Origin of the sequence: Streptomyces antioxidans, assembly GCF_000968685.2 — a bacterium.
Lineage (GTDB): Bacteria > Actinomycetota > Actinomycetes > Streptomycetales > Streptomycetaceae > Streptomyces > Streptomyces antioxidans.
This window is the reverse complement of sequence record NZ_LAKD02000051.1, coordinates 39,799-49,603: the sequence shown is the minus strand read 5'-3', so window position 1 is coordinate 49,603 and position 9,805 is coordinate 39,799. Positions and strand designations below refer to the sequence as shown.

The following is a 9,805-nucleotide window of genomic DNA, read 5'->3' as shown; positions in this document are numbered from 1 at the left end:
TGACCTCCTTCGTGCCACCCGCCGGGCCCGGGGTGCGGCTGGACGCGGGCGTGGAGTCCGGCAGCGTCATCGGCCCCGCATGGGACTCACTGCTGGCCAAACTGATCGTCACCGGCGCCACCCGCACCCAGGCCCTCCAGCGGGCGGCGCGTGTGCTGGCCGAGTTCCAGGTCGAGGGCATGGCCACCGCGATCCCGTTCCACCAGGCGGTGGTGAAGGACCCGGCCTTCACCAGCGAACCGTTCACCATCCACACCCGCTGGATCGAAACCGAATTCCACAACACCATCCCCCCCTTCACCCCCGCCGGAGCCGACGACACCGAAGAGTCCACCGCCCGCGAGACCGTCGTCGTCGAGGTCGGCGGCAAACGACTCGAGATCTCCCTCCCGGCGGTGCTCGGCCTGGCGGTGTCGCCCGGGGAGGCCGCGGGCGCTGGGGGCGGCTCGAAGAAGCCGAAGCGCAAGGCGGTCAAGAAGTCCGGCTCCGGCGCCTCCGGCGACACCCTGGCCTCCCCGATGCAGGGCACGATCGTCAAGGTCGCCGTGGACGAGGGCGACACGGTGGCCGAGGGCGACCTCGTCGTGGTCCTGGAGGCCATGAAGATGGAACAGCCCATCAACGCCCACCGCGCGGGCACCGTCAAGAACCTGAACGCGAACGTCGGAGCCTCGGTCAGCGCGGGCGCGGTCATCTGCGAAATCAAGGACTGACCGGGCGCCATGGCGTCCTTACGGTGGGCATGGCTTGCCGGGGCCTGGGTGGGCTTGGCCGGGCCTGGCTGGTCTTGGCCCGGCCCACCGTAGGGGTCAGTCCTTGAGCGTGCGCTCCAGGAAGCCCAGGACGGTCTCCGCGTAGGTCTCCGGCTGGGTCTTGATGCCCTGCAGATGCTCGGTGTCCGGCAGGGTGTGCACCTCGGCCAGCGGATAGCGCTCGGCCAGCGCCCGTACCCCCGAGGCGGGGATCATGGTGTCGCGCTCACCGGCCAGGAAGAGCATCGGGGTGCGCTCGTACGCGCCCCCGAGCGGCGGCGGCCACTGCACCCGCAGCATCGCCACGGCCGCCGACGAGGCGACCGACTCCACGACCGGGCGGGAGGGTCCGGCGCCCAGCGGGCCGGGGATCGGCACCCCTCCGGCCGCGACGAAGTTCCGGAACAGCGGGGCCAGCTCGAGCGCCGGGCCGCTGTCGAAGACCACCGCGTCGACCGGGCAGTCCTCCCTCTTGAGCATGTAGAAGGAGGGGAAGGTCGAGATCGAGAAGCCGTAGATCGCGATGCGCGCCGTGGCGTACTCGTCCATCGACCGCATGTGCCGCACCACGGCGACCACATCGTCGGTGTGCCGTTCGCTCATGCCCCAGCCGGCCCGGTCCGCGACGCTCTTACCGTGGTTGCGGTGGTCGAACATGGCGACCGTATAGCCCGCCTCGCTGAGCAGCCGCGCGTGCGCCAGGCTCGCGGACTTGCTGAGCCCCAGGCCGTGTCCGAGCACCACGACCCGCTCGGCGTCGCCGGGGATGAGCCAGACATGCAGCCCGCGGCCCCGCTGCCCGTCCAGCGGAACGGTGACGTCGGTGCTGGTCAGCCCCAGGTCGGCGGGGGTCTTGTGATGCGGCCTGCGGGGCGGGTGGAAGATCATGTACGAGAGGAAGGCGCCGTACAGCGGTGCCACCGGGAGGGTCACCGCTGAGGCCGCCTTGGCCAGGAATCCCGTCGCCATGGTCGTCAAACCCCCATCACCGATCGTGCCCGGACGTGCGCGATCGTAGTGCGGACGGGCAGGTGACCGCGTCGGCGGGTACCTGAACGTGGCCTAAGTCACCGGGTGTCCGCGATCGGCAACGCCGCCTTGTGGCACGGGCATTGGGCGTGTGCGCAGCGGTCGTGGCGGCGCGTTCCGACGGCGGGGCGGCCACGGCGCGCCGCGCGCGCCGCTGTACCGTCAGTACGTCCACAGTGAGCGCATCATCAGCCGATATCGCCGTCAGCACGGGGGAAGCCGAACAGTGTCCTTCACCAGCCCGGTCCAGCCCGCACCCGAGCCCCGGCGGTGGGCCCCGGTCCGTGCCCTGCCCGGCCCCGGGGACCGGCCAGGGCACGGCGAGGTGGCCGTATGGCTGCTGCGGATCCCGCCGTACGCCGCCGCTGCCGCCGCCGTCGCGGACGGCATGCTGGACGAGCGGGAGCGCGAGCGGGCGGCGCGGCTGCGGTCGGACGTGGCGCGCGAGCGCTATGTGACCTCCCATGTGGGGCTGCGGACGCTGCTCGGCGGCTATCTCGGCGTCGGTCCGGCCGAGGTCGAGTTCACCCGGGAGACCTGCGGCATGCCGGACTGCGACAAGCCGCACGGCCGCCCGGCCCTGGCGGGTGGGGACGTGCCGCACTTCTCCCTCTCCCACTCCGGGGACGCGGCCCTGTGCGCCGTCGCCGGGGCGCCCGTCGGCGCCGACGTCGAGGAGCGGGACCCCCGGCGCGTCGGGGACCGGCTGACGGGGCTGGTGGGGCAGCTGCACCCCGGGGAGCGGGCGGCGATCGACGCGCTTCCGGAGGAGCTGCGGGAGGAGGCGTTCCTGGGCTGCTGGGTCCGTAAGGAGGCGTACCTCAAGGGCATCGGCACCGGGCTGCCGGGCGGGATCGGCGCCCATCACGTCGGGCTCGCCGAGGGCCTGGCCCCGGCCGGTGCCCCGCCCGGCCCGCGCGGCTGGGCCTTCGCCGACCTCGACGCCCCGCCCGGCTACTACGCGGCGGTCGCCGTAAGGGAAGCCGTAGGGGAAGTGGCTGCACGGGGCGACGCCGCGTCCGGTGGCGTGACGCGTCCGGTGGTGACGCTGGCCGGTCTGCCTCTGGGGTGATCACCCCTGGTACAGGCCGCCGACCTCCGCCGTGTCGTCCCCACCCCTTGTTTCGGGGAGGGGTCGGGGAGGGGAGGGGAGCAGCCCGCCGCAGGCGTCCCCGACAGCCTGTCGTACCCCCGGCGTACCGTCGTCAGTATGTGCAGATCCATCAAGACGCTCCGCCCCCCGTACGCCGACTCCGTCACCGAGACCGATATGCGCGCCGCGGCCCTCCAGTACGTCCGCAAGATCTCCGGCTTCCGCCAACCGGCCCCCCACAACGCGGAGGCGTTCGACAAGGCCGTCGAGGCCATCGCCGCCGCCACGGAGGAGCTGCTGGGCTCCCTCGAGGTGCGCGGCGGGGCAGGAAAAGGGGCGGGGGCAGGGGCAGCACGCTAAATGGCCCGGGGCTGTCAAGAGCACCCGGGCCATTCGCCTGATCAGTTGTGCGCCGCCAGGGACTCGAACCCCGGACCCGCTGATTAAGAGTCAGCTGCTCTAACCAACTGAGCTAGCGGCGCCTGCTGACAACGTAAATACTACCTGGTCCCAAGGGGTGGTTCTGACCACGCCCAGAGGGCTCAGATGGAGAGGGAGAGCAGCATCGGTGCCGCCTCGCGGTTGAGCGTGTCGGCGGCCTGGCGAAGGCGGTGGGCATGGGCCAGGGGGAGGGAGAGGGCCAGACAGCCCACCGAGCGCCCGGCACTGATCGGCACCGCCGCGCAGACCGTGCCGACCGCGTACTCCTGCAGGTCGAGGACGGGGACGGTGGCGGGCTGGCTGTCCAGCTTGCGGAACAGCACCTTCTCGTTGGTGGTGGTCCGGGAGGTGAGCCGCACCGTCTTGTGACGGGCCACATGATCGCGGCGGCTGTCGTGGTCGAGCTGGGTGAGCAGGCATTTGCCGAGCGCCATGGCGTGGGCGGCGGAGCGGAAGTCCACCCACTCGTTGACCTTGGGGGTGCGCGGCCCGTCCGCATACTGCGTGATCTTGATTTCGCCGTCCACATAGCGGCTGAGATAGACCGCCGCGCCCACCGAGTCACGCAGGGCGATGAGCGACCGCTGGAGCTTGTCCCGGACGGCGCGGTCGCGCTCGGGGGCGGCGGAGCCCAGCAGGGTCAGGGCGCTGCCACCGACGTAGGCGCCGTCGGCGATCTGCTCCACATAGCCCTCGCGGCGCAGCATCCGCAGCAGTTCGGTGAGCTGGTGGGCCGGTAGCCGGGTCTCCCTGGCGAGCATGATGTCGCTGACGCCGGACGAGTGTTTGGCGACGACCTCCAGGATGCGGAGGGCGTGCTGCACCGAGTGGAACGGCGCGGTCGGCTCGGGCCTGAGCGCCACGATTTCCCCCCTCGCAGGTTGGCGTGGCTTTGTATCACGATAACCGCCAAGGGGCTTATCCGGATCGGCTGTTGAGGATATTGCCGGGGCACATCGGCCCCGGTCAGCTGGGGCGTATGTCCTGGGCATATGACAATGGCGTGCCCCCGCGGGAGGGTCGCGGGGGCAGCGCCGGACCGGGCCCGCCAGTGGTCGGGCGGCCCGGCCGGAGGGTCAGAGAACCGCGCTCAGGAACTCCCTCGTCCGCTCGTGCTCCGGCTCGGTGAAGATCTTCTCCGGCGGGCCGGACTCGATCACCCGGCCCGAGTCGAACATCAGCACATCGTCGGAGATGTCCCGCGCGAAGTTCATCTCATGGGTGACACAGAGCATGGTGATGTCCGTGGTGTGAGCGATGTCACGCAGCACATCCAGCACCCCGGCCACCAGCTCCGGGTCCAGCGCGGATGTCACCTCGTCCAGCAGCATCACCTGCGGCCGCATCGCCAGGGCCCGTGCGATCGCCACCCGCTGCTGCTGCCCGCCGGACAGCTGCGTCGGATACGCGTCGCACTTGTCGCCGAGCCCGACCAGGTCGAGCAGCTCCCTGGCGCGGGTCTCGGCCTCGTCCTTGTCGAGGCCCAGCACGTTCACCGGGGCCTCGGTGATGTTCCGCAGCACCCGCATATTGGGGAAGAGGTTGAACTGCTGGAAGACCATTCCGATCTTCTTGCGCACCTCTCTGGTGTGCTTCTCGCCCGCCGGGACCAGCTTGCCGCCCCGGTCCTCATGGGTCAGGTAGTCGCCGTCGACCTTGATCGTGCCCTCGTCCGGCTTGATCAGCGTCATCAGCAGCCGCAGGATCGTGGTCTTGCCCGAGCCCGAGGGGCCGATCAGGGTGACATGCTTGCCGGAGGAGACCGAGAAGTCGAGGTTGTCCAGGACCGTATTGCTGCCGAAGCGCTTGGTCACCTGGTCGAAGCGGATCAGTTCACTGCCGTCCACGGCAGGATTCGTGTGGTCGGTTTCAGTGGCCAAGACGACGCTCCAGGGCTCGCATGAGAAGAGATGCCGGATAGGCGATGAGGATGAAGGCGATGCCGACCATCGTGAAGGGCTCGATGTAGTTGAAGGTGGTCGAGCCCACCGAGCGCGCGTTCTGCAACATGTCGACGACGCCGATCAGCGCGAGCATCGGGGAGTCCTTCAGCATCGCGATGACGTAGTTTCCCAGTGCCGGTACCACCCGGCGGATCGCCTGCGGCAGGATCACCGCTATCCAGGTACGGCCGCGCGGGAGGCTGAGCGCGGTGGCGGCCTCCCACTGGCCCTTGGGCACACCGTCGATACCGGCCCGGTAGACCTCGGCGGTGTACGTGGAGTAGTGCAGTCCGAGCGCGATCACACCGGTGGTGAGCGCGGAGAACTTGATGTCCCAGGTCGGCAGCACGTAGAAGAAGAAGAACAGCTGCACCAGCAGCGGGGTGTTGCGGATGAACTCCACGACCGCCGCCACCGGCCAGCGCACGAAGCGGGTCGGCGAGCGGAAGGCCATCGCCCACACCAGTCCGAGCGCGAACGCCAGGACCGAGCCCAGGGCGGTCGCCTCCAGCGTGATGACCAGCCCGTCGAGCAGATCCGGCAGGAAGTCCTTTGCTACGTCCCAGTTCCAGTTCACTGGGCACCTCCCGCCGTGATGATGTTGGACGACTGCTCGCTCTCCTCGCGGGCGGACAGCTTCCGTGTGATCAGCGGGCCCTTGCCGCGCTTGTCCGGAGCCTGGCCGATGCCCGCCTTGGCGCGCCGCTCCAGCAGCCGCATCAGCCGGGTGAGGATGAAGGCCAGGATGAAGTAGAGGACGAGGATGATCGAGTAGATCTGCGCGCTCTCACCGGTCGCCAGCCGCGAGAGCTGGGCGGCGAAGGTGATGTCGGCGACGTTCACCGCGGAGACCAGCGCGGTGGCCTTCAGCAGCTCGATCAGCAGGTTGTTGAACGGCGGGATCATCTCGGGGATCGCCTGCGGCAGGATCACCCGGCGCATTCGCTGCGCCGGGGTGAAGCTGAGCGCGATGGCCGCCTCACGCTGCGCCGGGGCCACGGACGCGATCGCGCCGCGCACGATCTCGGAGCCGTACGCACCGTAGGTGAGTCCGAGGGCCAGCACCGCCGCCCACATCGGGAACAGCTGCCACCCGAAGGCCAGCGGCATCACGAAGGCCAGCCAGAACATCAGCACCAGCGCCGAGGTCCCGCGGAAGATCTCGACGTAGACGCCCGTCAGGAAGCGGACGATCCACCGCGGCGAGGTGCGCGCTGTCCCGATGCCGAACGCGACGAGGGCGGCGAAGGCCGCGCTGTACAGGGTCAGCTGGATGGTGATCCAGACGCCCGGAAGAAGCCAGTTTTCCCACAGCCCGGCTGTCATTTGCACAGCTCCTCGGCGGTCAGATCGGTCATCTCTTCCTTGGTGAAGCCGAAGGGGCGCACGATGCGCAGCAGCTCGCCGCTCTTCTTCATCTTGTGCAGCTCCACATTGAAGGCGTCCCGGAGCTTGGTCTCCTCCGGCCGGAAGGCGAAGCCGCCGGCGCCGATGTCCGGTTTGCCGTCGACATACGCCTGGAACGGCTCGGTGGCCTCGGCCCGCTGGCTGTTCCGCTGCTTCACCACGTTGTGGACGGTCACGGTCGTGCCCGCGAAGACATCGGCCCGGCCCTGTTCCACGGCCAGCAGCCCGGCCAGCTGGTCGGGGAGGATCAGCATGTCGCTCTGCTTGATCCCGGCGTCCTCGGCGTAGCCGATCTCGGCGTAGGCGGTGCCGGTGGCCATTTTGGCCTTCTGCTTAAAGATATCTTCGTAATTATGCAGGTTTTTGGGGTTGCCCTTGCGCACGATGAACGCGTCACGCATGCGGTAGTCGGGGTCGGAGAAGATCACCTGGGCGCAGCGCTCGGCGTTGATGTACATCCCCGCCGAGACCACGTCGAACTGCTGCGAGCGAAGGCCCGGGATGAGCGAGCCGAACTCGGTCGGCACCGGCTGGACCTTGGGCACCCCCAGCCGCTTGAAGATGACTTTCGCGATCTCCGGCGCCTCGCCGGTGAAATCGCCGTTCTTGTCGATATAGCCGAATGGGATCTCCCCCGCGATTCCCAGCCGGACCGTACCTTGCGACCGCAGCCGCTCCAGCAGATTGCCCCCGTCCTTGGCGCCGGAGCCGGACACCCGGCTGCAGCCGGCGGCGCCCAGCAGACCCAGGGCCGCACCGCCAGCGAGGAGAGTGCGGCGACTTGGTCCTATTTTTGCCATTTCTCTGCTTTCGGAGTCTTTCCCACGTGGTGGAGCCATGGGCGCGCGGCTACCCGACTCCGCCAAATGTATGCAGGTCGTTTCCGGCCCTTGATACAGCCGATGTCTGGGTAGTCCCCTGGGACAGGACTGGTTCCGAAGTGACCTGGAGGAAAGTAGATGGTTGACCGAGCCGACCGGTTCATCGAGGTCTCGCTCGACAAGCGCGGGGTGAGCTGCACGGCCAAGCTCCTTGACGATCTCGCGCCGATCACCTGCGACGCGGTGTGGAACGCACTGCCCCTCGGGGGTGATGTGTATCACGCGAAGTACGCACGCAATGAGATCTACGCCCTGCTGCCCCCCTTCGCGCCCGAGGAGCCGCCCCTGGAGAACCCGACGATCACCCCGATCCCCGGGGACCTGTGTTACTTCACCTTCACCGACACCCAGCTCGGAACCAAGTCGTACGGCTACGAGACCGAGGCCAAGCACCAGGGGCGGCGGCAGGTGATCGACCTGGCGCTCTTCTACGAGCGGAACAACCTGCTGATCAACGGTGACGCGGGCTGGGTGCCCGGGATCGTCTGGGGCACGGTCGTGGACGGCCTCGACCGCATGGCCGACGCCTGCCAGGACCTGTGGCGCGCGGGGGCGCTCGGGGAGACCCTGAACTTCCGCCGGGTGTAGGCGTCGGCCGCGCCGGGCGCGGGGCCCCGGCTTGTGCGCGCGCCGCAGCGCATGGGCCGGGCCGGGCGCAGCGCATGGGCCGGGCCGGGGCCCGTTGCCCGGAGCCGTCACCGGCCCCGGGCGGTGGCCTCAGTTCCGGGCCCCGGGCGGCGTGCCTTACGTCGCCGGGGGCTACGCCCGTCGGGGCTACGCCGCCGGGAGCTGCGTCGTCTGGGGCTAGGCCGCCGGGGGCTACGTCGCCGGGGGGCGCACCCCGTCCGCCAGCCCCGCCTCGAACAGCGCGTGCGCCGCGCGCAGCACAAGCGCGTCCGCGTGGCGCGCGCCCACCAGCTGCACCCCGATCGGCAGACCGGCGCCGCTGAGTCCGCACGGCACCGAGGCCGCGGGCTGCTGGGTCAGGTTGAACGGGTAGGTGAACGGCGTCCAGCCGGTCCACCGGGTGTGCTCCGACCCCTTGGGCACCTCGACCCCCGCCTCGAACGCGGTGATCGGCAGCGTCGGGGTGACCAGCAGGTCGTACGCGGAGTGGAACCGTCCCATGGCGTGGCCGAGGGCCATCCGCACATCCACGGCCGCCAGATAGTCCAGCGCGCTGTACGACGCCCCCTGGGCGCAGATCTCGCGCAGCCCCGGGTCAAGCAGCTCCCAGTCCTCCTGCCCCAGCGGCTGCACCACCCGGGCCGCGCCGCTGAACCACAGCGTGTGGAACGCCTCCACCGGGTCCTCGAACCCCGGGTCGATCTCCTCGACCACCGCGCCCAGCTCCGCCAGCAGGTCCACCGACCGCCGCACCGCCGCGGCCACCTCCGGGTCGACCTCGGCCGGGCCGCCGAGCGCGGGGCTGTAGGCGATCCGCAGACCGTCCACCCCGCCCCCGCCGCCGGGGGTGAGCACCTCGCGGAAGCTGCTCCCGGCGGGGCCCAGCTGGGACCAGTCGCGCCAGTCCGGACCGGAGATCACATCCATCAGCAGCGCCGCGTCCGCCGCGTCCCGGGTCATCGGCCCCACATGGGCCAGGGTGCCGAACGCGCTCGCCGGATAGAGCGGAACCCTCCCATAGGTGGGTTTCATCGCGAAGATGCCGCAGAAGGCCGCCGGGATGCGGACCGAGCCCCCGCCGTCCGTCCCCAGGCTCAGCGGACCCGCGCCCAGCGCGACTGCGGCAGCGCTGCCGCCACTGGAGCCGCCCGCGGTCCGCCGTGGGTCGTACGGATTGCCGGTGACCCCGTGGAGCGGGCTGTCGGTGACGCCCTTCCAGCCGAACTCCGGGGTCGTGGTCTTCCCCACGAACACCGCTCCGTGCTCACGCAGCCGCGCCACCGAGGGCGCGTCCTCGTCCCACGCCGTGCCCTCGGGCCGTACGGTCCGCGAACCGCGCAGGGTGGGGGCGCCGCGCTGCAACAGGATGTCCTTCACCGACACCGGGACGCCGTCCACCAGGCCCACCGGGGCCCCGCGCCGCCACCGCTCGGCGGACTCCTCCGCCTGCCGCAGCGCGCCCTCGGCGTCCACCCGGGTGAAGGCGTTCACCTCCGGCTGAATCTGATCGATCCGATGGAGGACGGCACGGGTCGCCTCGACGGGGGAGAGCTCGCCGGAGGCATAGCGCTCGACGAGTTGAACCGCGGTCAGGTCGTGAATGTCGGTCATCCGGCTCTCCGTTCAGGTCCT

Annotated in this window: 11 protein-coding genes and 1 tRNA gene; 4 read left to right on the top strand and 8 right to left on the bottom strand. The window is 70.1% G+C overall.

Annotated features, from left to right (window positions below; translation table 11 throughout):
• Window positions 1-713 (top strand): biotin/lipoyl-containing protein (locus tag VT50_RS21220; protein ID WP_143645244.1); only part of this gene is annotated, 713 nt, incomplete at its 5' end.
• A gap of 96 nt (window positions 714-809) precedes the next feature.
• On the opposite strand, the gene VT50_RS21215 is transcribed toward VT50_RS21220, so the two are convergent.
• The gene (locus VT50_RS21215; RefSeq protein WP_046088131.1) at window positions 810-1,721 is read right to left on the bottom strand and encodes an alpha/beta hydrolase; all 912 of its coding nucleotides are present in this window, start codon (window positions 1,719-1,721) and stop codon (window positions 810-812) included.
• A gap of 286 nt (window positions 1,722-2,007) precedes the next feature.
• Here VT50_RS21215 and VT50_RS21210 point away from each other — a divergent pair, with 286 nt between their 5' ends.
• Together VT50_RS21210 and VT50_RS21205 are read left to right on the top strand one after the other, a co-directional pair.
• Complete coding sequence (locus VT50_RS21210) at window positions 2,008-2,853, top strand: 4'-phosphopantetheinyl transferase family protein (protein WP_053048679.1); 846 nt, start codon at window positions 2,008-2,010, stop codon at window positions 2,851-2,853.
• A gap of 138 nt (window positions 2,854-2,991) precedes the next feature.
• A complete protein-coding gene (locus VT50_RS21205) occupies window positions 2,992-3,234 on the top strand; it encodes a DUF2277 domain-containing protein (RefSeq protein ID WP_046088132.1) in 243 nt (80 codons plus the stop codon).
• Between the two features lie 48 nt (window positions 3,235-3,282).
• Here VT50_RS21205 and VT50_RS21200 read toward each other — a convergent pair.
• The 6 genes from VT50_RS21200 to ehuB form a co-directional block, all read right to left on the bottom strand.
• Window positions 3,283-3,356: transfer RNA gene (locus tag VT50_RS21200), tRNA-Lys, on the bottom strand.
• A 60-nt stretch (window positions 3,357-3,416) separates the two neighbouring features.
• Window positions 3,417-4,178 carry an IclR family transcriptional regulator gene (locus tag VT50_RS21195; protein ID WP_046088133.1) on the bottom strand — a complete coding sequence of 254 codons (762 nt, stop codon included), beginning with the start codon at window positions 4,176-4,178 and terminating at the stop codon, window positions 3,417-3,419.
• Between the two features lie 213 nt (window positions 4,179-4,391).
• Complete coding sequence (ehuA, locus tag VT50_RS21190) at window positions 4,392-5,162, bottom strand: ectoine/hydroxyectoine ABC transporter ATP-binding protein EhuA (RefSeq protein WP_046088134.1); 771 nt, start codon at window positions 5,160-5,162, stop codon at window positions 4,392-4,394.
• Between the two features lie 22 nt (window positions 5,163-5,184).
• Window positions 5,185-5,835 carry an ectoine/hydroxyectoine ABC transporter permease subunit EhuD gene (ehuD, locus tag VT50_RS21185; protein ID WP_046088135.1) on the bottom strand — a complete coding sequence of 217 codons (651 nt, stop codon included), beginning with the start codon at window positions 5,833-5,835 and terminating at the stop codon, window positions 5,185-5,187.
• Entirely contained in the window at window positions 5,832-6,584 is a 753-nt protein-coding gene (gene ehuC / locus VT50_RS21180) for an ectoine/hydroxyectoine ABC transporter permease subunit EhuC (protein WP_046088136.1), read from the bottom strand. The genes ehuD and ehuC overlap by 4 nt, the downstream gene beginning before the upstream one ends.
• Window positions 6,581-7,504, bottom strand: a complete 924-nt coding sequence (gene ehuB, locus VT50_RS21175) for an ectoine/hydroxyectoine ABC transporter substrate-binding protein EhuB (RefSeq protein ID WP_075200443.1) — start codon at window positions 7,502-7,504, stop codon at window positions 6,581-6,583. The genes ehuC and ehuB overlap by 4 nt, the downstream gene beginning before the upstream one ends.
• Before the next feature lie 120 nt (window positions 7,505-7,624).
• On the opposite strand from ehuB, the gene VT50_RS21170 reads away from it, so the two are divergent.
• Window positions 7,625-8,134, top strand: a complete 510-nt coding sequence (locus VT50_RS21170) for a DUF3830 family protein (protein ID WP_046088138.1) — start codon at window positions 7,625-7,627, stop codon at window positions 8,132-8,134.
• A 231-nt stretch (window positions 8,135-8,365) separates the two neighbouring features.
• Here the strand turns inward: VT50_RS21170 and VT50_RS21165 are convergent, their stop codons facing one another.
• Window positions 8,366-9,784, bottom strand: a complete 1,419-nt coding sequence (locus tag VT50_RS21165) for an amidase (RefSeq protein ID WP_046088139.1) — start codon at window positions 9,782-9,784, stop codon at window positions 8,366-8,368.
• Window positions 9,785-9,805 lie beyond the last annotated feature (21 nt).

What these genes read in the sequence shown, in the direction of transcription:
- VT50_RS21170 (WP_046088138.1), top strand. Translation starts at nt 7,625, where the DNA reads ATGGTTGACCGAGCCGACCGGTTCATCGAGGTCTCGCTCGACAAGCGC.
- VT50_RS21165 (WP_046088139.1), bottom strand. Translation starts at nt 9,784, where the DNA reads ATGACCGACATTCACGACCTGACCGCGGTTCAACTCGTCGAGCGCTAT.
- VT50_RS21205 (WP_046088132.1), top strand. Translation starts at nt 2,992, where the DNA reads ATGTGCAGATCCATCAAGACGCTCCGCCCCCCGTACGCCGACTCCGTC.
- ehuC (WP_046088136.1), bottom strand. Translation starts at nt 6,584, where the DNA reads ATGACAGCCGGGCTGTGGGAAAACTGGCTTCTTCCGGGCGTCTGGATC.
- ehuB (WP_075200443.1), bottom strand. Translation starts at nt 7,504, where the DNA reads ATGGCTCCACCACGTGGGAAAGACTCCGAAAGCAGAGAAATGGCAAAA.
- VT50_RS21215 (WP_046088131.1), bottom strand. Translation starts at nt 1,721, where the DNA reads ATGGCGACGGGATTCCTGGCCAAGGCGGCCTCAGCGGTGACCCTCCCG.